This window comes from Aurantimonas sp. DM33-3, assembly GCF_014334315.1.
In the GTDB taxonomy this organism is placed as follows: Bacteria; Pseudomonadota; Alphaproteobacteria; order Rhizobiales; family Rhizobiaceae; genus Aurantimonas; species Aurantimonas coralicida.
On record NZ_JACSGS010000021.1, the window covers coordinates 16,670 to 40,454 of the forward strand.

Annotated in this window: 21 protein-coding genes; 2 read left to right on the forward strand and 19 right to left on the reverse strand. The window is 67.9% G+C overall.

Annotation, left to right across the window (positions count from 1 at the left end; genetic code table 11):
• From phnC to H9Q09_RS20350, 11 genes are all read right to left on the reverse strand, one after another.
• The gene (phnC, locus tag H9Q09_RS20300; protein ID WP_187392547.1) at positions 1–858 is read right to left on the reverse strand and encodes a phosphonate ABC transporter ATP-binding protein; all 858 of its coding nucleotides are present in this window, start codon (positions 856–858) and stop codon (positions 1–3) included.
• 115 nt (positions 859–973) lie between these two features.
• Positions 974–1,588 carry a DapH/DapD/GlmU-related protein gene (locus H9Q09_RS20305; RefSeq protein WP_187392548.1) on the reverse strand — a complete coding sequence of 205 codons (615 nt, stop codon included), beginning with the start codon at positions 1,586–1,588 and terminating at the stop codon, positions 974–976.
• On the reverse strand, positions 1,589–2,311 hold the full coding sequence (gene phnL / locus H9Q09_RS20310; RefSeq protein WP_187392549.1) for a phosphonate C-P lyase system protein PhnL: 723 nt from the start codon (positions 2,309–2,311) through the stop codon (positions 1,589–1,591). It abuts the gene before it with no gap.
• Between the two features lie 3 nt (positions 2,312–2,314).
• Positions 2,315–3,094: a phosphonate C-P lyase system protein PhnK gene (gene phnK, locus H9Q09_RS20315; RefSeq protein WP_081651946.1), complete on the reverse strand. Its 780-nt coding sequence runs from the start codon at positions 3,092–3,094 to the stop codon at positions 2,315–2,317.
• 5 nt (positions 3,095–3,099) lie between these two features.
• Positions 3,100–3,996, reverse strand: coding sequence for an alpha-D-ribose 1-methylphosphonate 5-phosphate C-P-lyase PhnJ (locus tag H9Q09_RS20320; RefSeq protein WP_187392550.1), 897 nt, complete (start codon positions 3,994–3,996; stop codon positions 3,100–3,102).
• Entirely contained in the window at positions 3,993–5,123 is a 1,131-nt protein-coding gene (locus H9Q09_RS20325) for a carbon-phosphorus lyase complex subunit PhnI (protein WP_187392551.1), read from the reverse strand. The genes H9Q09_RS20320 and H9Q09_RS20325 overlap by 4 nt, the downstream gene beginning before the upstream one ends.
• Before the next feature lies 1 nt (position 5,124).
• Positions 5,125–5,721 (reverse strand): phosphonate C-P lyase system protein PhnH, encoded by a 597-nt coding sequence (gene phnH / locus H9Q09_RS20330; protein ID WP_187392552.1) that lies wholly within the window; start codon positions 5,719–5,721, stop codon positions 5,125–5,127.
• An 11-nt stretch (positions 5,722–5,732) separates the two neighbouring features.
• On the reverse strand, positions 5,733–6,206 hold the full coding sequence (gene phnG / locus H9Q09_RS20335; protein ID WP_187392553.1) for a phosphonate C-P lyase system protein PhnG: 474 nt from the start codon (positions 6,204–6,206) through the stop codon (positions 5,733–5,735).
• Between the two features lie 114 nt (positions 6,207–6,320).
• On the reverse strand, positions 6,321–7,127 hold the full coding sequence (gene phnE, locus H9Q09_RS20340; protein WP_187392554.1) for a phosphonate ABC transporter, permease protein PhnE: 807 nt from the start codon (positions 7,125–7,127) through the stop codon (positions 6,321–6,323).
• Positions 7,120–7,896 carry an ATP-binding cassette domain-containing protein gene (locus tag H9Q09_RS20345; protein ID WP_246716256.1) on the reverse strand — a complete coding sequence of 259 codons (777 nt, stop codon included), beginning with the start codon at positions 7,894–7,896 and terminating at the stop codon, positions 7,120–7,122. The genes phnE and H9Q09_RS20345 overlap by 8 nt, the downstream gene beginning before the upstream one ends.
• 86 nt (positions 7,897–7,982) lie before the next feature.
• On the reverse strand, positions 7,983–8,840 hold the full coding sequence (locus tag H9Q09_RS20350; protein ID WP_187392556.1) for a PhnD/SsuA/transferrin family substrate-binding protein: 858 nt from the start codon (positions 8,838–8,840) through the stop codon (positions 7,983–7,985).
• 71 nt (positions 8,841–8,911) lie between these two features.
• Here H9Q09_RS20350 and H9Q09_RS20355 point away from each other — a divergent pair, with 71 nt between their 5' ends.
• Together H9Q09_RS20355 and phnF are read left to right on the forward strand one after the other, a co-directional pair.
• Entirely contained in the window at positions 8,912–10,120 is a 1,209-nt protein-coding gene (locus H9Q09_RS20355; RefSeq protein ID WP_187392557.1) for an alpha-D-ribose 1-methylphosphonate 5-triphosphate diphosphatase, read from the forward strand.
• Between the two features lie 5 nt (positions 10,121–10,125).
• Positions 10,126–10,902, forward strand: coding sequence for a phosphonate metabolism transcriptional regulator PhnF (gene phnF / locus H9Q09_RS20360; protein ID WP_230785077.1), 777 nt, complete (start codon positions 10,126–10,128; stop codon positions 10,900–10,902).
• Positions 10,903–11,180: 278 nt separating this feature from the next.
• On the opposite strand, the gene cysG is transcribed toward phnF, so the two are convergent.
• From cysG to H9Q09_RS20400, 8 genes are all read right to left on the reverse strand, one after another.
• Positions 11,181–12,686 carry a siroheme synthase CysG gene (gene cysG, locus H9Q09_RS20365; protein ID WP_187392584.1) on the reverse strand — a complete coding sequence of 502 codons (1,506 nt, stop codon included), beginning with the start codon at positions 12,684–12,686 and terminating at the stop codon, positions 11,181–11,183.
• 52 nt (positions 12,687–12,738) lie between these two features.
• Positions 12,739–15,459 carry a nitrate reductase gene (locus H9Q09_RS20370; protein WP_187392558.1) on the reverse strand — a complete coding sequence of 907 codons (2,721 nt, stop codon included), beginning with the start codon at positions 15,457–15,459 and terminating at the stop codon, positions 12,739–12,741.
• Between the two features lie 14 nt (positions 15,460–15,473).
• Positions 15,474–15,818: a nitrite reductase small subunit NirD gene (gene nirD, locus H9Q09_RS20375; protein WP_187392559.1), complete on the reverse strand. Its 345-nt coding sequence runs from the start codon at positions 15,816–15,818 to the stop codon at positions 15,474–15,476.
• Positions 15,815–18,259 (reverse strand): nitrite reductase large subunit NirB, encoded by a 2,445-nt coding sequence (gene nirB / locus H9Q09_RS20380; protein WP_187392560.1) that lies wholly within the window; start codon positions 18,257–18,259, stop codon positions 15,815–15,817. Before nirB ends, nirD begins: the two co-directional genes overlap by 4 nt.
• Before the next feature lie 11 nt (positions 18,260–18,270).
• Positions 18,271–19,206: a GAF domain-containing protein gene (locus H9Q09_RS20385; RefSeq protein WP_187392561.1), complete on the reverse strand. Its 936-nt coding sequence runs from the start codon at positions 19,204–19,206 to the stop codon at positions 18,271–18,273.
• Positions 19,203–20,963, reverse strand: a complete 1,761-nt coding sequence (locus H9Q09_RS20390) for an ABC transporter ATP-binding protein (RefSeq protein WP_187392562.1) — start codon at positions 20,961–20,963, stop codon at positions 19,203–19,205. Before H9Q09_RS20390 ends, H9Q09_RS20385 begins: the two co-directional genes overlap by 4 nt.
• A gap of 32 nt (positions 20,964–20,995) precedes the next feature.
• A complete protein-coding gene (locus tag H9Q09_RS20395; RefSeq protein WP_187392563.1) occupies positions 20,996–22,090 on the reverse strand; it encodes an ABC transporter permease in 1,095 nt (364 codons plus the stop codon).
• A gap of 74 nt (positions 22,091–22,164) precedes the next feature.
• Positions 22,165–23,547 (reverse strand): CmpA/NrtA family ABC transporter substrate-binding protein, encoded by a 1,383-nt coding sequence (locus H9Q09_RS20400; RefSeq protein WP_187392564.1) that lies wholly within the window; start codon positions 23,545–23,547, stop codon positions 22,165–22,167.
• Between the last annotated feature and the right edge of the window lie 238 nt (positions 23,548–23,785).

The following is a 23,785-nucleotide window of genomic DNA, read 5'->3' on the forward strand; positions in this document are numbered from 1 at the left end:
TCAGGCCGGCACCAGCGCCGGTGCGGTCACCGGCGCCTGCTTCGTCGCCCGGACGCGCCTGTCGGCGTCGACCGGCAGCGCGTCCGGAAGAACGAGCTCTTCCGAATCCGCGCCGTAGAGCTCGGTCAGAAAGGCGTTGGTCAGTGCGTGGGAGGGGCCGTCATAGACGACCTCGCCGCCGCGCAGCGCGATGGTGCGGGGACAGTAGCGGCGGGCATATTCGACCTGATGCAGCGACACGACGGCGGTGATCCCGTCGGTGCGGTTGATCTCGGCGATCACGTCCATCACGCGGCGGGCCGAGGCAGGATCGAGCGAGGCGATCGGCTCGTCGGCAAGGATGACGCGGGATTTCTGCACAAGGCAGCGGGCGATGGTCGCGCGCTGCTGCTGGCCGCCGGACAGGGTGGAGGCGCGCTGCCAGGCGACTTCCGGAATGCCGACGCGGCCGAGCGCGGCACGCGCCGCAAGCTTCTCATCGCGCGAGAACCAGCCGAGCGTGCCGCGCCAGCGCGGAATGCGCCCGAGATTGCCGAGCAGGACATTGGTGATGACCGGCAGCCGCGAGACGAGATTGAACTGCTGGAAGATGACGCCGATCTCGCGGCGCATGGCGCGCGCGCCGGCGCCGAGCCTACCGTCGGACTGGATCGGCGCGCCGAACAGCGCAATGCTCGATCCGGTGCCGCGGTCGGCGCGTTCGAGGCCGGCGATATGGCGGATCAGCGTCGACTTGCCGGAACCGGACGCGCCGATCAGCGCGACCATCTCGCCTTCGGCAATGGTCAGGCTGACCTTGTCGAGCGCCTGCTTCAGGGCGAAGCGCTTGGACAGGTCTTTGATCACTATGGCGCTCATGCGGGCTCCCGTCCAGCGTCTCGACGGGTGACTCTTAGGAGCGCTCCATGTGGGTGCGATGACGACTTTCTAAACGTTCGATGACAGCCGCTCGGCAGCATCGAAGCGCGGCGGATTATCCGCCGTGACGGTCGAGAAACGCCCGCGCGTCAAGGTTTTGGAAGTCGGCGAGGGCGGCGCGCAGCGTCTCGTGCGGCCAGTCCCACCACGCCAGCGCATCCATGCGCGCGCCGATCTCGGCGTCAAAACGCGGCCGGATCGGCCGGGCGGGAACGCCGCCGACGATCGTGTAAGCCGGCACGTCCTTCGAGACGACCGCGCCCGCGCCGATCGCGGCGCCGTTGCCGATGGTGACGCCGGGCAGGATCGTCGCGCCATGGCCGATCCAGACATCGTGGCCGATGACGACCCGGTGCGCGCGGCGCCAGTCGAAGAAGCCCGCTTCGTTCTCTTCACCGTCAAAATAATCACCGGCCCGGTAGGTGAAATGGTGCTGGGTGGCGCGCCATGTCGGGTGGTTGGTGGCGTTGATGCGGACGCAAGCGGCGATGTTCACGAACTTGCCGATCGCCGTGCACCAGATGCTGCCGTCTTCCATCACGTAGGAATAGTCGCCGAGGACGGTCTCGGTCAGGCGGCAGCGTTCGGCGATCTCGGTGTAGCGCCCGAGAGCGCAATCCTCGATCTCGGCGCTGGGGTGGACCAGCGGCGATAGGGAGAGCTTCGGCATTCAGGCCGCCTTGCGGGCGGAGAAGGCGGAGACATCGATGATCCGCGTCGCGATCCGCTCGCGCACCGCCGCATCGTGGAAGATGCCGAGCACGGCGGTGCCCGCCGCGGTCTTGGCCTCGATCATCTCGCAGACCACGTCGCGGTTCTGCGCGTCGAGCGAGGCGGTCGGTTCGTCGAGCAGCAGCAGCGGGTGGTCGGTGATGAAGCCGCGGGCGATGTTCACCCGCTGCTTCTCGCCGCCGGAGAAGGTGGCGGGCGGCAGCTCGAACAGCGGCTCGGGCAGATTGAGGCGGGCCAGCAGAACGCGGGCCCGTTCGCGCGCCGCCTCGGGCGCCGTGCCACGGGCGACGAGCGGCTCAGCGACGACGTCGAGCGCCGGCACGCGCGGGATGGCGCGCAGGAACTGGCTGACATAGCCGATCGCGTCGCGGCGAAGGGCGATGATCCGGCGCGGGTCGCCGGTGGCGAGGTCCGTCTGGTTGCCAGTGGCCCCGTCGCGGATCAGGATTTCGCCGGAATCGACGGCGTAATTTCCATAGACCATGCGCAGGATCGACGATTTGCCGACCCCCGAGGGGCCGCCCAGCACGACGCATTCGCCGGGCGCGACGGTGAAGGAGGCCGCCTCGACGACCGGCAGGCGAATGCCGCCGCGCAGATGCATGTTGAAGGACTTGGCGACGTCGCGGACCGTGAGGATCGGCTGGGAAGGCACGGACATGGCTCAGCTTTCCGGGATCGAGGCAACAAGGAGCTGGGTGTAGGCATGGTGCGGGTCGTCGAGGACCCGGTCGGTCAGGCCCTGTTCGATGACGCGGCCGGCCTTCATGACGATCATGCGCTGCGAGAGAAGCCGCGCCACGGCGAGGTCGTGGGTGACGATCACCACCGACAGGCCCATCTCGGCGACCAGCGAGCGGATCAGGTCGAGCAGCCGGGCCTGGACCGAAACGTCGAGCCCGCCGGTCGGCTCGTCCATGAAGACGAGGCGCGGTCGGGTGACGAGATTGCGGGCGATCTGCAGGCGCTGGCGCATGCCGCCGGAGAACGCGTCCGGGCGGTCGTCGATGCGGTCCGCAGCGATCTCCACGCGTCCCAGCCAGTCGGTGGCGCTCTCGCGAATGCCGCCATAATGGCGCTCGCCGACCGCCATCAGCCGTTCGCCGACATTGGCGCCGGCCGACACCCGCATCCGCAGGCCGTCGGCGGCATGCTGGTGGACGAAGCCCCAGTCGGTGCGCATCAGGAGGCGTCGTTCGGCCTCGCCGAGGCTGGCGAGATCGCGCAACGTGCCGTCGCGCATGGCGTAGGAGACGCTGCCCGACGTCGGGGCCATGCGCGCTGCGATGCAGTTCAGCAGTGTCGTCTTGCCGGAGCCGGACTCGCCGACGATGGCGACGACCTCGCCGGGCCAGACGTCGAACGAAACGGCTTCACAGCCGACCCGGGCGCCATAGCGGCGGGTGAGGTCGCGAACGGTGAGAAGCGGCGATGCCTGGTCCATCAATGTCATGCCTCGCCCTGCCTGGTCTCTTGCCGTAGAGCCGGTCCACCGTCGCCGGCATGGCCGGCCTCGCGCCGCGTTTCGCAATGGTCGGTGTCGGAACAGACGAACATCCGCCCGCCGCGGTCGTCGGTCACGACCTCGTCGAGATAGACGTTCTCGGCGCCGCAGAGCGCACAGGGGCGGTCGAAAGCCTGAACGGCGAAGGGGTGATCCTCGAAATCCAGCGACACGACGTCGGTGAAGGGCGGCAGGGCGTAGATCCGCTTCTCACGCCCGGCGCCGAAAAGCTGAAGGGCCGGCGAGCGGTGCATTTTCGGATTGTCGAATTTCGGGATCGGCGAGGGATCCATCACGTAGCGGCCCTCGACCTTCACCGGATAGGCATAGGTCGTGGCGATGTGGCCGTGGCGGGCGATGTCCTCGTAGAGCTTCACATGCATCAGCCCGTATTCTTCCAGCGCGTGCATCACCCGCGTTTCGGTTTCACGCGGTTCGAGAAACCGCAGGGGCTCGGGGATCGGCACCTGGAAGACGATGATCTGGCCGGCGGTGAGCGGTGTCTCGGGAATGCGGTGACGGGTCTGGACGATCGTCGCCTCGCTCGTCCGCGTCGTCGTGGCGACCCGCGCGGTCTTTTCGAAGAAGGCGCGGATCGACACGGCGTTGGTGGTGTCGTCGGCGCCCTGGTCGATGACCTTCAGGACGTCGTTCGGCCCCAGGATCGCCGCGGTCACCTGCACCCCGCCGGTGCCCCAGCCGTAGGGCATCGGCATTTCGCGGGAGGCGAAGGGAACCTGGTAACCGGGGATCGCGATCGCCTTGAGGATCGCGCGGCGGATCATCCGCTTGGTCTGTTCGTCGAGATAGGCGAAGTTGTAGGCGGGCAGGGCGGCGGTCATTCGGCGGCCTCCCGCGCGGCGGCTTCGTCGTCGCCGGTCTCTCCGTTGCCCTCATCGATGTCTCGCGCGGCGTGCTCCCGGCGCATGCGGCGCACCAGATCGAGCTCGGCCTGGAAGTCGACATAGTGCGGCAGCTTCAGGTGCTCGACGAAGCCGGTTGCCTGGACATTGTCGGAATGGGCGATGACGAACTCCTCGTCCTGCGCGGGGGCGGTGCGTTCCTCGCCGAACTCGTCGGCCCTGAGCGCCCGGTCGACCAGGCTCATGGCCATCGCCTTGCGCTCGGACTGGCCAAAGACCAGCCCGTAGCCGCGGGTGAATTGCGGCGGCTGCTTGGCCGAGCCCCGGAACTGGTTGACCATCTGGCACTCGGTCATCCGGACCCGACCGATGGTCACCGGGAAGCCGACTTCGGGCATGTCCATCACGACATCGACGAGGCCGATGCGGATTTCGCCGACGAAGGGATGCGAGCGGGCAAAGCCGCGCTGGGTCGAATAGGCGAGAGACAGGAGGAAGCCCTCGTCGCCGCGCGCCAGTGCCTGCAGTCGCAGGTCGCGGCCGGCAGGAAATTCCATCGGCTCGCGGGTCAGGTCACCCGGCTTGCCGTCCGGCCCGTCGCCGTCCGGCTCGATCAGGCCGTCGGCGCCGAGAATGTCGGTCACCCGCGGACAGGCTTCACCCGGCCAGTCGCGACGCGCCCCGGCCTTGACCCGCGCGTCGCCCGCCATGTCCGGGTCGATCAGCCGATGGGTGTAGTCGAAGGTCGGGCCCAGCAACTGGCCTCCCGGCAGATCCTTGTAGGTTGCCGACACCCGCCGTTCGATCCGCATGGTCCCCGTCTCGAGCGGCTGCGAATTGCCGAAACGGGGAAGGGTGGTGCGATAGGCCCGGATCAGGAAGATCGCTTCGATCAGATCGCCCCGTGCCTGACGCACGGCCATCGCGGCGAGTTGGGGATCGTAGAGCGAGCCCTCGGCCATCGCCCGGTCGACGGCGAGCGCCAGCTGACCGGCGATCTGCTCCAGTGTCAGTGCCGGGACGTCGCGGTTGCCGCGACGACGGTCGGCGAGAAGACGGTGGGCGCTGGCGATTGCGGCTTCGCCTCCCTTGGCGGCGACATACATCTCAGCGATCTCCGATCCGGGTGGTTCGCGGCAGGCCCAGGGCTTCGCTGCCGGAAACGAGCAGCATGTCGATGCCGCGGGGATAAAGGCCGCGATTGTTTGCCCAATCGTCGAGGAAGAAGTCCGGCAGTCCGCACGGGCTGACGGAGGCGGTCGTCTCTATGCCGGGGCCGGTCAGCTGCAGCCGATCGCCGCCCCGAAGAGCCGGGAGGCAAAGGATCAGCGTTGCCGACCGATCGGGATAAGCCGCAGTGCCGGCGGAAAAATGCGACAGGGCCGGCAGCTTGGTCGGGTCGCAGACGAGGGCGAAGGCGGCAGCCTGCGGCTCGGGAACGATCGCCGCACCGGTGTGGAAGGCAAGCCATTCGGCGTCACCGGCGCTGAGAGCCGCAGGGTCGAGCCAGAGGGGCGTGTCGTAGTCGGCCAGCGCGGCAAGGATCGCCCCCGCCGCAGGTGGGACAGGCGAAGGCGGCGCGGCCAACGCGCCAAGGTCGACGATCGTGCCCGGCCGGGCAAAGGCATTCATGATCGCGGAAAAGGCGGCCTGGGCGTCGAAGACGGGGTCGGCGAAGCCACCTTCGAGAGATGCGGTCGTCATTGTCCTGGTCATCATTCGTCGCCCCGAACCATCGTGAAGAAGTCGACGCGCGTCGCCTCGGTCTCCTCGGCGGAGCGCCGGTCGGCCTCCTCCTGCTTGGTCAATGCGGGGCCGACGACCATGGCTTCGATCGCAGCTCGCCAGTCGTCGCGCTGCCAGCCGGCATCGAGTTGCGCGGCAAGGCGCGCGTGGTCGGCGTCCCGACCCATGATCATCGCGTGGCCGACTTCGCCCGAGGCGAGGCGCATGCTGGCGCGCGTGACGCTGCCCTCGCCGATATTGAACGGCGCGCCGCTGCCGCCGATCCGGCCCTGCAGCATGACAAGCCCGACCTCGGGGCTGCGCAGGCTGGTGACCGGCGCTTCGCCGGCGATCGCGTCCCAGGCCGCTGCGAGCGTGTGTGCATCGCTGGCTGCAAAGGCTTCCATGGCGCGGCGACGCGCGGGCCGGCTGGGATCGGAGGAGTGGTTGTCCGAGGAGGGCATGGCATTCTGTCCGTTGTGGTCTGATCTGATGGCGTCGGCCGGCTGAGACAGTTAGCGCGGGTCCCGACAGGGCCCGCTTTGGCGGTGGCGGTCGTCAGGCTTGCTACGGCCGGCTCACTCGAACCGGGCACGTAGCCGGTCGGTGAAATATTCCATCACCAGCACGATCGCGAAGATCGCGAGGATGATCGCCGAGGCGTTGCGGTACTGGAAGAGGTCGAAGGCAACCTTCAGCTCCTGGCCGATGCCGCCGGCGCCGACGAGGCCGAGGACGACCGAGGAGCGGACCCCTTTCTCCAGCGCAAAGAGCGAGCTGTTGATCAGCGTCGGCATGATGCTCGGCAGCGTCGCCCCGAAGAGGATGCTGACCCGCGAGGCGCCGATCGCCCGCAAGGCCTCCTGCGGCTTCTTGTCGGCCTCTTCCATGGCTTCGGCGAAGAACCGGCCGCAGAAGCCGATCGTGTCGACGACGATCGTCATGGTGCCGGCAATTGCGCCGAGCCCGACGGTCGAGACGAAGACCAGTGCCCAGACGAGATCCGGGATGGTCCGAAACAGCGAGATGATGCCCCGGGGCAGCTGCCGGAATGCCCCGAGCGGGGAAATGCCGCGCGCTGCGAGCCAGCCGATCGGCAGGCTGATGACGACGCCGATGACCGTGCCGACGAGTGCGATCTGCAGGGTTTCGAGAATGCGCCAGCCCATGCGCTGGAGAAACGTCGGTTCCAGATTGGGCGGCAGCATGCGGCCGATCAGCTCGACCATCTGCGGCGCCCCGGCGGCGAGCCGCTCGGGCGACGGGGCAACCTGGCCGAGCGAGACCAGGAAGACCGCTGCAAAGGCGACGAGCAGCGTGAAGCTGACCGGCGAGATCGAGGGCAGACGCGAGGGCGCGCGCATCCGGGCCGGCGCGTCACCCATTGAAGACGTCTTCCATCCGCTGCCGGCCGACCATCGGAGTCGGGAGATCGAAATGCACCCGGCCGGCCTTCAAGGCGATGATCCGATCCGAATAGTGCATCGCATGCTCCATATCGTGGGTCGTATAGACCAGCGTGATGCCGTGCTCGGAGGCGAGGTCGGAGAAGATCGTCATGATCTCGCGACCGACCCAGGGGTCGAGGCTCGCGGCGGGCTCGTCGGCGATCAGCAGCTTCGGCTTTCTGATCAGCGCGCGCGCAATGGCGATGCGCTGGGCCTGGCCGCCGGAAAGCTGGTCGGCGCGGGCGCAGGCCTTGTCGGCAAGGCGCACGTCGGCCAGCACCTGCATCGCTTCCTCGCGCCAGTCCTCGCGGGCGAGGGCGTGATGCCAGGCCCGCCATCCGCCGGGCAGCCCGAGCTTGCCCTGGACGACGTTGGTGAGCACCGACTGGCGCCCGACCAGTCCGTGGTTCTGGAAGACGAAACCGATCTGCCGCCGAAGGCGCTGCAATTGCGCGCCGCTCGGTGCCGACCGGAAGGTCTCGCCCAAGGTCATGATCTCGCCGTCGCTGAGCGGCAGCAGGCCGACGAGGCATTTCAGCAGCGTCGACTTGCCGGCGCCGTTCGAGCCGATCAGCGCGACACGCTGATCGCTCCTGATGTCGATCTTCACCCCGGTGAAGACATGGCGGCCGTCGGCGTAGGCTTTGCCGAGATCACGGGTGCTGATGATCGTTGCCCCCGGCGCCGTGGCCGGTGGGACATCCAATCGTTCCGGCTCCCCGCGAGGGGGAGCCGACAGGGCCGCGTGAAACGGACCGGCCTTCGCGGCCGCCGTCTGGTCCAGAAGAACGCTCATTCGACGAAGGCGGTGAAGGTGTCGACGCCGATGGTGCGATACATCGAGCGCACATAGTCGTACTCGCTGTCATCGATGTCGGTCAGGAAGGTGCCGCCCTTGAACTTCTGATTGTCCTCGCCCTTGAGAACGGCGTTCATCAGCTCGTTGCCGTTCTCGAGAAAGGCGTCGCGGATCGTCTCGTAGACGTCTTCGGGAATGTCCTTGCGGGCAACGAGGATGTCATTGGGCAGATCGCGGCCGCGGGCGACGACGGCAAAGGCCTTGTCGGGGAAGGCGGCCCGGATCGAGTTGAGATGGTCGAAATTGAGCCCCATCGCGGCGATGTCGCCGCGGATCAGGGCCTCGGCCGCGACGTTGCGCGAAATGATCACCGGCTCGTAGTCGACGCCGTAGTTCACGCCCTGGTCTGCGAGCGCCTGGGCGGGTCCCAGATGCTGCGAGGTCGAGCCGACCGAACCGAAGGCGATCTTCTTGCCCTTCAGGTCCGCGATAGTGCGGATCGGGCCGTCGGCGAGAACGGCGAGCTGGGCGAAATAGTCCGGGCGCTGCCACGCGACCACGATGCGCGGATCGCTCAACTCCTTCATCACCACGTATTCGGCGGGGCCGGTCAGGACCAGCTCGACCTGTCCGGCGTTCAGCGCCTCGACGGCCGCCGTGCGCGAACTGACGGAGATCAGCTCGATATCGAGGCCGGTCTCGGCTTCGAGCGCTTCCTGGAAGCCTCCGAATTCCTGCTGCAGGGCTTCGAGCCCCTCGATGTCGGTGACAGCGAAGCGGACGGGTTCGGCGATGGCGGTCACCGAGGTGACGACCGTGGCGGCGAGAGCAAAAACCAGCGAACGAAGCATTCTGTTTGTCCTTCTGTATAGACAGGGCAGCGGGTTCGCAGCTACCTGTATAGACAGCAGGTGACGCATGAATGACAAAAGCACGAGGGGCCGAGATGGCGTGGCTGATCGAGAACGCAACGACGCTGGCCGGCGACAGCTGGCATGAGCGCGGACTGCACGTTGCGGGCGAACACATCGTCGACCGGGCCGAGCGTCCGCGGCGACTGAATGCCGAAGGGCTGCTGGCGCTGCCCGGCATCGTCGACATCCATGGCGACGCCTTCGAGCGGCAGATCATGCCGCGGCCCGGCGTGCGCTTCGATATCGGCCTGGCGTTGCGCGACACCGATCGCCAGCTCGTTGGCAACGGGATCACCACGGCGTTTCACGGCGTGACGATTTCCTGGGAGCCGGGGCTCCGCTCACTCGATGCGGCGCGCAGCTTCATCGGATCGCTCCAGGCCCTGCGCCCGCATCTGGACTGCGACACGCGGCTGCATCTGCGCTGGGAAACCTTCGCGCTCGACGCAGTCGCCGAGGTGACCGAGTGGTTGTCGCTGGAGCCTTCGGCGATCCTCGCCTTCAACGACCACACGACCGGCTCAGTGCTGAAGGGGACTATTGCCCGAAAGATCGGCCAGATGGCCGAGCGCTCCGGCCTGTCGCGCGAGGACTACATGGCGCTGCTCGACGCCGTGTGGGCGCGGCGTGACGACGTGCCGGGCGCCATCGCCGAGCTCGCGGCAGCCGCGCAGGCCGGGGGCAATGTCCTGCTGGCGCATGACGAGGCGACGCCCGAGGAGCGCGCCAGGTTCCGGGCGCTCGGCGCGCGCTCCTGCGAGTTTCCGCTGAATGCCGAGACCGCAGCGGCGGCTCGTGCCGGCGGGGAGGACGTCATTCTGGGCGCGCCGAATGTCGTGCGCGGCGGCAGCCACAACAAGGCGATGGATGCGCGCGAAGCGGTCGAAGCAGGCCATTGCACGGTGCTGACCAGCGACTATCACTATCCGTCTCCGCTGCATGCGGCCTTCGCTCTGGCCGATGGCGACGTGGACGCGCTGGCGCGTTACTGGCCGCTTGTCTCCGCCAACGCTGCGCGCGCCGCGGGTCTTGAGGATCGCGGCAGTCTGACCAATGGCAAGCGGGCGGATCTCGTCCTGGTCGACATGGCTGACATGCGGCATCCGGAAATCGTGGCGACGATGGTCCGCGGGCGCATCGTGTACGCACGGCGGGCACTGGAGGAGTTGCCCTCGGCGGCGTCGGTCGCGGCGACCCCCGAGATGGCGGCGGGGTAGGACCCATGAGCAGCACCGCCCCGCAGAAGATGGAAAACGACGCCGCGACGCCGGATTTCGGCGATCTGGTTTTGCGGCCGCGCAGCGACATGCCGATCTGGCAGCAGATCCACGATTATGTCCTGGCGCTTGTCGAGGATGGGCGGCTGCGCCCGGGCAGCCAGTTGCCGGGCGAGGTCCATCTTGCCGAGAAATTCGGCGTCACCCGCATCACGCTCCGCCAGGCGCTGCTGCAATTGCAGCAGGAAGGGCATCTCACCTCACGGAAGGGCGTCGGCGTGTTCGTGCGCAGCCCGCCCTCGGTGCTGTCGGTGCGCGACGGCAGCCGATTCTTCGACAGCCTGCGCTCCGACGGCAAACTGGTCGAGACGCGCACGTTGGTGCTGGTGGAAGAGGAGGCCGACGCGGCAGCCGCCGCGCAATTGCATCTTCCGGTCGGCGCTCCGGTCATCCGGCTGCGCCGCGTGCGCTCGGCCGATGGACAGCCGATCCACGCGAGCACCAAGATCCTGCCCGCGAGGCTCCTGCCGGACTTCGCCGCCGTCTATGCGCGGCGGCAATCGGTCACCGATGTGTTCGTCGCACATGGCATCGGCAAGTATCGACGGATCGAGACGCGGATCAGCGGAGGCTTTGCCACCGCCGAGGAGGCGAGCCAGCTGGAGCTCACGCCCAGCACGCCGGTCTTCCGCACCAGTGCCGTCAATGGCGACGCGGCGGGGAACCGGATCGAATGGGGCACCGGCTGCTGGCTTCTCACATCGGTCGATTTCGTTTTCTGAGCGCCGCAGGAGCCGGTGCAACCGGCAACCGATCCCGTGCTGTCCGGCCGAAGGCGATCGACGCCTTTCGCGTCATGGCCGAAGGCCTGCGCGCCGGCGCCGAGCGAGTGCGCACCCGGCTCGACGCAAACCTTGAGAGGTACTCACCACGGAAAGCCGGCTTCTGGAGGACGCTTCACGGCGTCCGTATGCCGGGCCGTGGACGGAACGGCAGCTCTCCGCCTGCAGCGCCCCAATGCTGCCAGTCCGCTTCCGCCCCTCTCCCGCATGAGGGATCATCAGCCTACGTCGACGAGAGCCTCCAGCCGATCAGTTGCCTGGGAAGGTCCGCGCCAGGCGTGGTGTGCCTCCCCGGTGATCGCGCATCCGCGCGCAGGCGCAATGGTGCTTGTGGACCGTACGCGCTCCGCAAAGACCCGGCCGACACCGATCAGGATCGGGCGATCGACGCCGATCCTGGCGACGATGGCGCCGAGATCGGCGAGCGTGCCGGCGGCGCGGGTCTCGTCGTCGCGCGACAGATTGGCGGCGACCGCGACAGGTGTCGTGGCCGGCAGGCCGTGATGGATCAGGCGCTCGGCGATCTTCGCCGCCATCCGGCCGCCCATGTAGAAGACGGTGGTGGCGTGATCGTCGGCCAGTGCATGCCAGTCGAGATCCTCCGGCAGGCCGCCCTTCTTGGAATGGCCGGTGACGAAACGCAGCTGCTGGGCCCGGTCGCGATGGGTCAGCGACACGCCGAAGCTCGCCGCCAGCGCCGAGGCTGCGGTGATGCCCGGCACGATGGCGACCGGAATGTTCTCGCGCGCCAGCTCGTCCAGCTCCTCGCCGGCCCGGCCGAACACCGACACGTCGCCGGATTTCAGCCGCACGACGTGCTTGCCGGCTTTGGCGAAGCTGACCATCATGGCGTTGATGTCTTCCTGGCGGCAGCTGTCGCGGGCGGCGCGCTTGCCCACCAGCATGCGCCGGGCCTCGCGGCGGGCGAGTTCCAGGATCTCGTCCGAGACGAGGTCGTCGAACAGGATCACGTCGGCCGCCTGCAGGGCGCGCACCGCCTTCAGGGTCAGGAGTTCGGCCTCGCCGGGGCCCGCCCCGACCAGGGTGACGCGGCCGCCGGCCTCGGGCGAGCGCGCCAGATCGTCGATGAAGCCGCCGGCCGCCGCCTCGGCCGCGGCATCCGGCAGCTTCGTGGTGAAGGCGCTGTCGGCGAAGCGTTCCCAGAAGGCGCGGCGCAGGGGCCCCGGCGAAAGCCGCTCCATCACCGCGCCGCGGACCTTTGCGGCCAGGGCCGCCCACTGGCTGAGTGCCGGCGGGAGCAGGGTCTCGATGCGGCGGCGGATCGCCTGGCCGAGGATCGGGGCGGCCCCGTCGGTGGAAATGCCGATGACCACCGGCGAGCGATTGACGATCGTGCCGAAGCGGAAGTCGCAATAGGACGGCTTGTCGACGACATTGACCGGCACGCCGGCCGCCCGCGCGGCGCAGGCGAAAGCCTGGCCCTCGGCGAGGCTCTCGGTATCGCCGACGGCGATCGCCGCTCCGGCGAAGACATCGGTCGCCCAGGGCCGGTCATGATGCACGATCACGCCGGATTCCGGCGGGACGGCGAGAAGCTCGGCCATCTCCCCATCGATCCCGTCGGCCGGGACATAGAGATCGACATGGGCGCCCGCCGAGGCCAGGAGCTCGGCCTTCCATGCCGCGCCCGGTCCGCCACCAGCCATGACGACGCGCTTGCCCGCCAGATCGAAGAACACCGGCAGGCTCGCCAGCGGACCCATGCGCTGGGAGCGCTGCGGAAGCTGTTCGGTGTCGTTGACGGCGAGGGGCCGCTTACGCCGTGTTTGCGAGTCGTGCATCATGGATGATCCCCTTGATCTCGCTGCGGCAAGAGCCGCAATTGGTGCCTGCCTTCAACGCCGCGCCGACGGCTTCGACGGTGATCGCCCGGCCGGTGGTCACCGCCGCCGCGATCTCGTTGACGCCGACGCTGAAGCAGGAGCAGACGATCGCACCGGGGTCCGGGCGGTCGGCTCCCCCGCGCCCGGCGAGCAGCCGGAAGCGGTCGCGGACAGCGTTGTGCGCGTCGCCCAGCTGCCCCGCGGCCCAGACACGCGACACGGCGACGGGGTCGCGCGCAATCCACAGCGCGCCGATCAGTGCTTCGCCGTCGAAAGCGGCAAAGCGATGCGCACCGGTTGTCGTGTCGTGGAACGCCAGCATCTGCGCCCTGTCCGGCGCCTTGAGCAACGCCGTGGCGAAAGCGCTCGGGTCGGCCAGCGGCGCGAGGCCGGCCAGTTCCATGCGCCAGCCAGCCTTGGCCCGCGCCAGCGCGAAATAGTCGAGGCCGTGCGGATCGGGCCGCGACCGCGTGACGGCAAAGCCGAACCAGACGGCTGGGAAGGGCGCGATCGACACCTCGGTAGCCTTGAGACCCGGCTGGCCGGAGACCGGATCGACGGCCGGTGCAACCACGGCGTCGATGCGACCGCTGCCCGAGAACTCGTCGCTCCAGTGCATCGGCACGAAGACCGAGCCGCGCGATTGCCGGTCCGTGGTGCGGCAACGCACGATCGCCGCGCCGAAACCGGATCGCACGGTGACGAGGCTGGCTTCCGCAATCCCCTGCGCTGCGGCGTCTGCCGGATGGATGTCGACGAAGGGCTCTGCGACATGGGCGGAAAGCCGGGCCGAGCGACCGGTGCGGGTCATCGTGTGCCAATGGTCGCGCACACGCCCGGTGTTGAGCAGGAACCGGCCCTTGTCCGCCCGGCGACGGGGGCCGACATCGACCGCCACGAAGCGGGCGCGCCCGTCCGGGTGGTAGAAGTGTCCGTCGCCGAAGAAGCGGCTGCCGTCCTTCGTCGAAGCCGTCCCCGCTTCGGCCGGGGCGTCGCCGGAAGCGAAAGGGATGGCGGTGCGGGGCTGCGGCCATTGGACCGGCTGCAGCGCGTCGTAGCCGCACTGGTCGAGCCCGGCGAGCGCGCCGATGTCGAAGTCGCGCGCTCCCGCGTTGCCATGGGCCGAGAGCCGCGCGTGTTCGTCGAAGACGTCCGCCGCGCTGGCGTGGGAAAAGCCGTCGGCGAAGCCCATGCGGCGGGCGACGTCGGCGATGATCGCCCAGTCGGGCCGGGCCTCGCCGGGCAGCGGCAGGAAGGGGCGTTGACGCGAGATCCGCCGCTCGGAATTGGTCACCGTTCCGTCCTTCTCGCCCCAGGCAGCGGCGGGCAGGGCGACATCGGCGAAGCGCAGGGTGTCGTTGCGTGCGACGACATCGGAGACGACGACGAAGGGGCAGGCGGCGAGGGCCGCCTTCACGGAATCGGCGTCGGGCATCGAGACGACGGGATTGGTGCCGATGATCCAGAGCGCCCTGATCCGGCCGTCGGCGACGGCGCGGAACATGTCGACCGCCTTCAAGCCGGCGCGGTCGGGCATTGCCGGGGCGTCCCAGAAGTCCTGCACCAGGGAGCGATGCGCCGGGTCCTCGATCGCCATATGCGCCGCGAGCATGTTGGCCATGCCGCCGACCTCGCGCCCGCCCATGGCATTGGGCTGGCCGGTCACCGAGAAGGGACCCATGCCGGGCCGTCCGATGCGGCCGGTCGCCAGATGGCAGTTGATGATCGCGTTGACCTTGTCGGTGCCCGTCACCGACTGGTTGACGCCCTGGCTGTAGACCGTGACGACCTTTTCGGTCCTGGCGAAGAGCTCGTAGAAGGCCTGGATCTGGCGGATGTCGAGGCCGGTGGCCTCCGCGACATGCTGCAGACGCATCCCGCGGGCCCGGCGCAGCGCCTCGACGAAGCCGTCGGTATGCCGGGCCACATAGTCGCAATGGATCGCACCGGCCTCGGCGAGGAACGGCAGCAATCCGGCGAAGAGCGCCGTGTCGCCATCGGCAGCGATCGGCAGATGCAGATCGGCGAGATCGGCGCTTGCCGTGCGGCGCGGATCGACGAGGACGATCTTCATCTGCGGGCGCGCGGCTTTGGCCGCGGCGATCCGCTGGTAGAGCACCGGATGGCACCAGGCGAGGTTCGAGCCGACGAGGACGATCAGATCGGCCTGTTCCAGATCCTCATAGGTGCCCGGCACCGTGTCGGAGCCGAAGGCCCGGCGATGGCCGGCGACCGAGGAGGCCATGCACAGGCGGGAATTGGTATCGATGTTCGTCGAGCCGATGAAGCCCTTCATCAGCTTGTTGGCGAGGTAGTAATCCTCGGTCAGCAACTGGCCGGAGACGTAGAAGGCGATGGAGTCACGGCCGTGTTCGGCGATGGTGGCGGTGAAGCGTTCGGCGACGCGCGACAGCGCGTCGTCCCAGGTCGCACGTGCGCCGGCGATGGTGGGGAACAGCAGCCGTTCCTCCAGCCCCAGTGTTTCGCCGAGGGCCGAGCCCTTGGAGCAGAGGCGGCCGAAATTCGCCGGATGCGTGGGATCGCCGGCGATCGCCACGCTGCCACCCGGACGCGGGGTTGCCAGGACTCCGCAGCCAACGCCGCAATAGGGGCATGTGGTCCGGATGGTGGTGTCGGCCGGTCGTTCGTCCATCGCGCGGGTCCCGGCTATTCGGCGGCGAGGACGAGGGCGGGTTCGTCCAGCGACAGTTCGATGGCGCCGGTCGGCGGGTCGACCCGCACGGCGAAGACCCGCACCCGACCTTCGTCGGGCCCGGCGGCAATCCCGCTTTCCAGCGAATACACCATGTTGTGCAGCGGGCAGGTGACCGAGGCGTCGTGGACGATGCCCTGGCTGAGCGGCCCGCCCTTGTGCGGACAGCGGTCCTCGGTGGCGAAGATGCCGTCATTGGCGGTCCGGAACACCGCGACGCGCCCGAACGGGGTGAGCACGCAGCGCGCGCCGCGGCGGGGAATGTCGGTGACCGCACCGATGCGATGCCAGCCGGTCATTCGGCAGCCTCCAGGGTGAGATCGGCCATCGGCCGGAACTCGTGGCTGGCGCGCGCGCCCGAGGCACGCTCCGCCCAGGGGTCGGTCTGGCTGAAGGTCTGGCTGTGGACGAAGGCTTCGTAATAGCCCCGTCGCCGCGCCGCATCCTCGACGATGACGGCGCGGATCGAGTCCATGCCGACCCGCTTCAGCCATTTGTACATGCGCTCCAGATAGTGACCCTGCTCGCGATAGAGCTGGACGAGGGCGACGATCATCTCCAGTGCCTCGTCCTCGATCTTCACCTGGGTGAGGATTTCCGTGCCCTTGATGTCGAGCCCCGCCGCACCGGCGAACTGGATCTCGTAGCCGGCGTCGGTGCAGATCACGCCGACATCCTTGCAGGTCGCCTCGGCGCAGTTCCGGGGGCAGCCGGACACCGCCATCTTTACCTTGGCGGGCGTCCAGGAGCCCCACATGAACTTCTCGATCCTGACGCCGAGGCCGGTGGAATCCTGCGTGCCGAAGCGGCACCAGTCGGTGCCGACGCAGGTCTTCACGGTGCGCAGGCCCTTGGCATAGGCGGCGCCGGAGACCATGCCGGCGGCGTTCAGATCGGCCCAGACCGCGGGCAGATCCTCCTTCCTCACGCCGAGGAGGTCGATGCGCTGGCCGCCGGTGCACTTGACGGTCGGGATCGCGAACTTGTCGGCGACGTCGGCGATCGCCCGCAGTTCGTTGGCCGAGGTGATGCCGCCCCACATGCGCGGCACGACCGAATAGGTGCCGTCCTTCTGGATGTTGGCATGGACCCGCTCGTTGATGAAGCGGGACTGCTTGTCGTCGACATAGTCGCCCGGCCAGTCGGCGATCAGGTAGTAGTTGAGCGCCGGCCGGCACTTGGCACAGCCGCAGGAGGTCTTCCACTCCAGCTCCTGCATGACCTCGGGGATCGACTTCAACGCCTTGGCGCGGATCAGCCGCCGCACGTCGCCATGGCCGAGATCGGTGCAGGGGCACATCGGCTTGACGGCCGCGGGATTGAAGGCGGCGCCCAGGGTCAGCGCCATCAGCTGCTCCACGAGCCCGGTGCAGGAGCCGCAGGAGGCGGAGGCCTTGGTGTGGGCCCGCACCTCGTCGAGGCTGGTCAGCCCGCCCGCGGCAACCGCGCCGGTGATCTTCGATTTGCATACGCCGTTGCAGCCGCAGATTTCCGCATCATCCGGCAAGGCTGCAACGGCCGCCATAGGGTCCAGGGGGGCGCCCCCCTGGAAGGACTGGCCGAAGATCAGGGTTTCGCGCATGTCCGATACCGGCGCGCCGTCCCGGATGAGGTCGAAGAACCAGTTGCTGTCCGCGGTATCCCCGTACATCACGGCGCCGACGAGCCGGTCGTCCTCGATCACCAGGCGCCTGTAGACACCCTGCGCCGGATCGCGAAGGACGATCTCCTCGCGTTTCTCACCCTCGGCAAAATCGCCGGCGCTGAAGAGGTCGCATCCCGTGACCTTGAGCTTGGTCGACAGTTCCCTGACCGCAAAGGCGTCGGGCTGGCCGAGCAGCGACTTCGCCAGCACCCTGGCCTGATCGTAGAGCGGGGCGACGAGGCCGAAGAGCGTGCCGTCGAACTCCACGCATTCGCCGACGGCGTAGATGTCGGGGTCCGACGTCTGCATCTGGGCGTTCACGACGATCGCGCGGCCGACGTCGAGACCCGCATCCCTGGCGATCTGCGCCGCCGGGCGGATGCCGACCGCCATGACCACCAGATCCGCCTTCAGGGTTGTCCCGTCCGCCAGTTCGACGCCCTCGACACGGTTCGTGCCGAGAATCTTCTGGGTCGAGGCGCGGGTCATCACCGTGATGCCGCGCTTTTCCAGATCCTTTCGCAGGAGATAGCCGGCCGCCTCGTCGAGCTGACGCTCCATCAGGTGACCCGACAGATGCAGGACGGTGACCTCCATGCCGCGCAGCCGCAGCCCGGCCGCCGCTTCCAGGCCGAGAAGCCCGCCGCCGATGACGACGGCATGGCTCCCGGGCGTGCCGGACGCCTCGATCATGGCGTGGGTGTCGTCGAAATCGCGGTAGGTGATGACCCCGGGCAGGTCCCGGCCTTCCACCGGGACGATGAACGGGACCGAGCCGGTGGCGATGATCAGCTTGTCGTAGGGCACCTCGCCCCTGGCGCCGGTGACGATCTTGCGCTGCCGGTCGATCGCGACGACCTTCTCGCCGAAGCGGCAGGTCACGTTATGCGCGCCGTACCAGTCCTCGTCATGGGTGATGATCTCGTCATAGCTCTTCTCGCCGGACAGGACCGGCGACAGCATGATGCGGTTGTAGTTGCCGCGCGGTTCCGCGTTGAACAGCGTGACCGCGTAGGCGTCCCGATCGGCCTCGAACAGGGTCTCGAGCACCCGGCCGGACGCCATGCCGGCACCGATGACGACCAGTTTTCGCATGAACGTTCCTTTCAATAGTACCAGGCGACGACGTGGCTGATCGTTCCGTCGCGATAGATCGGAACAGCCACCATCGATGCGTAGCCGGCGGTGAGAGCGGGGTTGTCGTGCTTGACGGCGGGGATGCCGGTGCCCAGCACCTCACCGATCGGTCCCTGCCAGGCCGCCACGCGCCGCTCGGTCTCGTCGTCCCAGAGCGGTCCCTCGCGCTGGCAGATGCCGTCGGCGAGGATCGCCTCCCTGGCGCCGGCCGTTCCGGCGGCGCGCACATTCCCCAGCTCGAACCGTTGGGCGATCGGCGTGCCGCGGGCCGAAAGCAGCGTCAGGACATAGGTCCTGTCTCCCGGCACGGTGATCGGCAGGCCAAGACCGGTGGTCAGGCCGGCCCTGCCGGCGCTTTCGGCGCGGATGAAGCGGTAGCCCGAGCCGAGATCGCGCATCAGCATCGGCGCGTTCGCGGCCCATACGCCGCCGGGCAGGCCCTGTCCGCGGGGAAAGTGCGTATGCTGCGAGACCCATTCGAAGTGCCGCGCCGCGCCGTAATAGCCGTCGTCCAGCATCAGGAGGCCGTCGCTCTCGCGCCAGACCTCGATGGCACCGGTGCGCAATTCGTCATCGGCGCACAGCACGACGATGACGGCCTTCAGGGCGCTTCCGGCGAAGATCGGCACGGCGACCGCGCAGGTCAGTCCCGCGGCCCTCGCGGCTTCGGCGCGCTGGAAATAGGAGCCGTCGAACTGCTTCAGCACCACCGGGCGGGCCTCGTCCCAGGCGCGACCGGGCAGGCCTTCGCCCCTGGCGAAACTCTGTTTCGCCGAAACGGCGGCGAAGGCGTCCAGGGTGCCATAATTGCCGCTCGACCAGACCAGTCGGTCGCCGTCGGGGACCCACACTTCCGTCACCTCGACAAAGGCGCGGGTGGCGATTTCGGGCGCGATCGCGCTCATGCCGCTTCCCTTTCCGCGCCCGCGGCCTTGTCGTCGGCGGTCGTCTCTGCGCTGGCCGCCTGTGTGCCAGGGCCACCCTTTTCGTATTCTTCCAGGAAGCTCAGGAGCTGTTCGCGATAGAGGTAGTAATCGGGATGCTCGAGCAGCTCCTTGCGGGTGCGCGGGCGCGGCAGGTCGACCTTCATGATCTTGCCGATCCGGGCCATCGGGCCGTTGGTCATCATCACGACCCGGTCGGCGAGGAGGATCGCCTCGTCAACGTCGTGGGTGACGCAGACCGTGGTCACCTGGGTCCGCTTCCAGACATCCATCAAGACGTCCTGGAGTTCCCAGCGGGTCAGTGAATCGAGCATGCCGAACGGTTCGTCGAGCAGCAGCAGTTTCGGCGACAGGGCGAAGGCACGGGCGATGCCGACCCGCTGCTTCATGCCGTTGGACAGGTCTTCGGCCCGTCGGTGCATGGAATCGCCGAGGCCGACGCGGTGGAGATAATGTTCGACGACATCGCGGCGTTCGGCCGGCGTCGCGTCGGGATAGACCCGGTCGACCCCGAGAGCGACGTTCTCCCGGGCGGTCAGCCAGGGCATCAGGGATGGCGACTGGAAGACCACCGCGCGTTCGGGGCCGGCTCCGCTGACCTCGCGGCCATCGAGGATGATGCCTCCCGACGAGATGTCGTTGAGGCCGGCGGCCATGGACAGGACCGTCGATTTGCCGCAGCCCGAATGACCGATCAGCGAGACGAACTCGCCCTTTTCCATCTTCATGTCGAAGCCGTCGACGACGGTCAGCGGCCCCTTCGGCGTCGGATAGGTCTTGGTCACCTCGAAGAACTCGACATAGCCGCGCCCGATGGCGGACTGCGCTGCGCGGCGATAGGCGGCCGGAAGCTCCGGCATCGGTCCCTTCGCTGATCTCTGGGTGATCGGAACGACGTTCGGCAGGCAGACCGCTGCATCCGTGTCGGCGGAGGCATGGCGCCCCCGATCCATCAGATAGCCGGTGATCTCGCGCCGCAGGCGCTTGAATTCGTCATTGGCGTTCATCGCCGAGCGGTCGCGCGGGCGCGGCAGTTCGACCGGAAAGGACGGGCCGAGACTGGCCCTTGGGCCAGGGTCGAGCGGGATGATCCGGTCGGCGAGCAGGATCGCCTCGTCGACATCGTTGGTGATCAGGATGATGGTCTTCTTCTCGACCTGGCTGATCGCGGCGAATTCGTCCTGCAGCTTGGCGCGGGTCAGGGCGTCGAGCGCCGACAGCGGTTCGTCGAGCAACAGGATCTCCGGGCTCATTGCGAGAGCCCGCGCCACCGAGACACGCTGGCGCATGCCGCCGGAGAGCTCGGCCGGCTTGCGGTCGACGGCGTGTGCGAGGCCGACCATCTCGATGTATCGGTCGACACGCGCCTTGCGGGAGGCCTTCGTCTCGCGGGCGAAAACGGTGTCGACCGCGAGCGCGACATTGCCGCGAACCGTCAGCCACGGCATCAGCGAATAGGACTGGAAGACCAGCCCGCGCTCCGGGCCGGGTCCCGTCACCTGGGCGCCTTTCATCAGGACCTGGCCGGCATCGGGCCGGATGAGCCCTGCCAGCAGCGAGATCAGCGTGGTCTTGCCGGAACCGGAAAAGCCGACGATCGCGACGAACTCGCCTTCCGCGACCTTGAGGTCGATGCCGTCGAGGATTTCGGCGCGGGCCGGGCCCTCGCCATAGGCCTTCGAGACATTCGCCAGTTCGATCATCGGGGAGGTGGCCATGGTCGTGTCCTTTCGCGCCCGGGAAGGCCGTCTCAGCGGTTCGAGGTGAAGGTGAAGGCGGTCTGCAGGGCAGCCATGATCCGGTCGAGCATGAAGCCGACGATGCCGATGGTGATCACCGCGACGATGATCCGGGCCAGCGAATCCGACGAGCCGTTCTGGAACTCGTCCCACACGAACTTGCCGAGGCCGGGGTTCTGGGCCAGCATCTCGGCGGCGATCAGCACCATCCAGCCGACGCCGAGCGACAGGCGCAGCCCGGTGAAAATCAGCGGCATGGCCGAGGGCAGGACCAGCTTGGTGATGGTCTTGTGCGTCGGCAGCTGCAGCACCTTGCCGACATTGACGAGATCCTTGTCGATCGAGGCGACGCCGAGCGCCGTGTTGATCAGGGTCGGCCAAAGCGAGCAGAGGGTGACCGTGATCGCCGAGACCACCATCGACTTCGGCACGGCGTCGGAGGCGTTCACGTAGAGAGCCGAGACGATCATCGTGACGATCGGCAGCCAGGCCAGCGGCGACACCGGCTTGAAGATCTGGATCAGCGGATTGAGCGCGCCGTTGATCGTCGCGGACAATCCGCAGGCGATGCCGACCGGAATGGCGATGATGGTGGCGAGCACGAAGCCGAGAAACACGGTCTTGAGGCTGGTGAGGATCTGTTCCGGATAGGTCGGGGCACCCGTGTAGCTGCGGGTCTTCACGCGGTCCGCCATGCCCTGTTCGACCAGCTTGGCATTGCGCGCGTCCTGTCGCTCGTAGAATGCCACTCGGTCCTGCCGGCCGCGCTGATAGTCGTCATAGAGCGAGCCGACCTGCTGCCAGACCTGGACCGGCCCGGGCACCGTGCCCAATGATGTCTGGACCTGCGGCGCGAGGGCGGCCCAGGCGGCGAGAAAGGCGACGATGCCGATCAGCGGCACGATCAGGCTCTGCCACAGGGCGCGCAGATTGCTGCGGGCATCGTCTCCCGCAGCGATCTTCATGACCGGCACGGACCAGCCGAGGCCGATCGCGGTCAACGGGCCGGTGGCGCGGGTGATCCGGGACATCCGCTTTTCGCGCTTCAGAATCCGGCGCTCGGCGGGGGACAGCTCGTCGCCCATGAAATCGGAGGCGGTACTCATCGCTGGCGTTCCTTCGTCGAATGCTTCGGCGGCAAGGTCGCCGGGCAGGGGCTGCCCGGCGCGAGCGGCTGCGCTCAGTTGGAGACGACGCTGGCGACGTCCTCGGAGCCCTTCAGCCCGATCTCGAACTTCGCGAGATATTCGTTCGGCTTGCGCCCCTCGTATTCGACGCCGTCGATGAATTCGGCCGTCGCCGGCTTGTAGCCATCGGTGTCGGGCACTGCGGACGGGTCCAGATAGCCGTCCTCGACGAGGGATTCCGCGGCCTTCCGGTAGATGTCGGGCCGGTAGACCGACGCGGCGGTCTCGGCGTACCAGGCATCGGATTTTTCCTCGGAGATCTGGCCCCAGCGGCGCATCTGGGTGAGGTACCAGACCGCATCCGAGTAGAAGGGATAGGTGGCGAACTTGTCGAAGAAGACGTTGAAGTGCGGCGCTTCGCGCGTGTCGCCCTTCTCGTATTCGAAGGTGCCGGTCATCGAGTTGGCGATGACCTCGGGATCGGCCCCGACATATTCGGGCCGCGACAGGATATCGACCGCCTGCCGGCGGTTGGCGCCGCCATCGGCATCGAGCCACTGGCCGGCGCGGATCAGCGCCTTGGTGACGGCGATCCCGGTGTTCGGGTTTTCCTCGACGAATGCCGCCGTCATCCCGAAGACCTTCTCGGGATTGTCCTTCCAGATCTCGTAGTCGGTGATCACCGGCACGCCGATGCCCTTGAACACCGCCTGCTGGTTCCACGGTTCGCCGACGCAATAGCCCTGGATGGTGCCGGCCTCGAGCGTCGCCGGCATCTGCGGCGGCGGGGTGACCGACAGGAGCACCTCGGCGTCGATCTGGCCGGAGGTGTCGCTCGGCGAGTAATAGCCGGGGTTGAGCCCGCCGGCCGCAAGCCAGTAGCGCAGCTCGTAATTGTGGGTCGAGACCGGGAACACCATCCCCATGTTGAAGGTCTTGCCGGCCGAGCGGTACTGCTCGACCACCGGTGCGAGTGCGGCAGCCGAGATCGGATGCTCCGGCTTGCCGTCGGGGCCCGCCGGGATGTGCGTCTTCATCTCCGCCCAGACGTCGTTCGAGACGGTGATGCCGTTGCCGTTCAGATCCATGGAGAGCGGCGTGACGATATGCGCCTTGGTGCCGTAGCCGATCGTCGCCGCCAGGGGCTGGCCGGCCAGCATGTGGGCGCCGTCGAGCTCGCCGGTGATGGTGCGGTCGAGCAGCACCTTCCAGTTGGCCTGGGGCTCGATCGTGACGTACAGGCCCTCATCCTCGAAGAAGTGCATCTCCTTGGCGATGGCAAGCGGTGCCATGTCGGTGAGCTTGATGAAGCCGAAGGTCAGTTCGTCCTTCTCGACCGGCAGCATGCCGGCCGACGCAGGCGAGGCGGCCAGGACGGCAAACGCTCCCGTGCAGCCAAGAAGGGTTCGGCGAGAGACTGCGATGATGCTGGCCATGGCGTAAGCGTCCCCGTTCGCCGGGCATGCCGCGCCGGCGTTGCTGATCGTTGAAATGAAAAAAGGCTGCCCGACCCGTTGTCGCTCCGAAGCCTCGGAGCGCATGAAAACGAAGTCGGCAGCCTTGCCGGTGCGCCCGCCATTGGGCGCCTATGATGCCGGCAAGCGTTGCCGGGAGATAATGGGAGACGGATCAGTAATCCGGTCTCTGGCGACCATTCTTACTGCCGCAGCAGCG

Bases quoted from the DNA above. Each gene is read 5' to 3' on its own strand.
- phnC (WP_187392547.1), bottom strand. From the start codon at position 858: ATGAGCGCCATAGTGATCAAAGACCTGTCCAAGCGCTTCGCCCTGAAG.
- H9Q09_RS20305 (WP_187392548.1), bottom strand. From the start codon at position 1,588: ATGCCGAAGCTCTCCCTATCGCCGCTGGTCCACCCCAGCGCCGAGATC.
- phnL (WP_187392549.1), bottom strand. From the start codon at position 2,311: ATGTCCGTGCCTTCCCAGCCGATCCTCACGGTCCGCGACGTCGCCAAG.
- phnK (WP_081651946.1), bottom strand. From the start codon at position 3,094: ATGGACCAGGCATCGCCGCTTCTCACCGTTCGCGACCTCACCCGCCGC.
- H9Q09_RS20320 (WP_187392550.1), bottom strand. From the start codon at position 3,996: ATGACCGCCGCCCTGCCCGCCTACAACTTCGCCTATCTCGACGAACAG.
- H9Q09_RS20325 (WP_187392551.1), bottom strand. From the start codon at position 5,123: ATGTATGTCGCCGCCAAGGGAGGCGAAGCCGCAATCGCCAGCGCCCAC.
- phnH (WP_187392552.1), bottom strand. From the start codon at position 5,721: ATGACGACCGCATCTCTCGAAGGTGGCTTCGCCGACCCCGTCTTCGAC.
- phnG (WP_187392553.1), bottom strand. From the start codon at position 6,206: ATGCCCTCCTCGGACAACCACTCCTCCGATCCCAGCCGGCCCGCGCGT.
- phnE (WP_187392554.1), bottom strand. From the start codon at position 7,127: ATGGGTGACGCGCCGGCCCGGATGCGCGCGCCCTCGCGTCTGCCCTCG.
- H9Q09_RS20350 (WP_187392556.1), bottom strand. From the start codon at position 8,840: ATGCTTCGTTCGCTGGTTTTTGCTCTCGCCGCCACGGTCGTCACCTCG.
- H9Q09_RS20355 (WP_187392557.1), top strand. From the start codon at position 8,912: ATGACAAAAGCACGAGGGGCCGAGATGGCGTGGCTGATCGAGAACGCA.
- phnF (WP_230785077.1), top strand. From the start codon at position 10,126: ATGAGCAGCACCGCCCCGCAGAAGATGGAAAACGACGCCGCGACGCCG.
- cysG (WP_187392584.1), bottom strand. From the start codon at position 12,686: ATGGGTCCGCTGGCGAGCCTGCCGGTGTTCTTCGATCTGGCGGGCAAG.
- H9Q09_RS20370 (WP_187392558.1), bottom strand. From the start codon at position 15,459: ATGGACGAACGACCGGCCGACACCACCATCCGGACCACATGCCCCTAT.
- nirD (WP_187392559.1), bottom strand. From the start codon at position 15,818: ATGACCGGCTGGCATCGCATCGGTGCGGTCACCGACATTCCCCGCCGC.
- nirB (WP_187392560.1), bottom strand. From the start codon at position 18,259: ATGCGAAAACTGGTCGTCATCGGTGCCGGCATGGCGTCCGGCCGGGTG.
- H9Q09_RS20385 (WP_187392561.1), bottom strand. From the start codon at position 19,206: ATGAGCGCGATCGCGCCCGAAATCGCCACCCGCGCCTTTGTCGAGGTG.
- H9Q09_RS20390 (WP_187392562.1), bottom strand. From the start codon at position 20,963: ATGGCCACCTCCCCGATGATCGAACTGGCGAATGTCTCGAAGGCCTAT.
- H9Q09_RS20395 (WP_187392563.1), bottom strand. From the start codon at position 22,090: ATGAGTACCGCCTCCGATTTCATGGGCGACGAGCTGTCCCCCGCCGAG.
- H9Q09_RS20400 (WP_187392564.1), bottom strand. From the start codon at position 23,547: ATGGCCAGCATCATCGCAGTCTCTCGCCGAACCCTTCTTGGCTGCACG.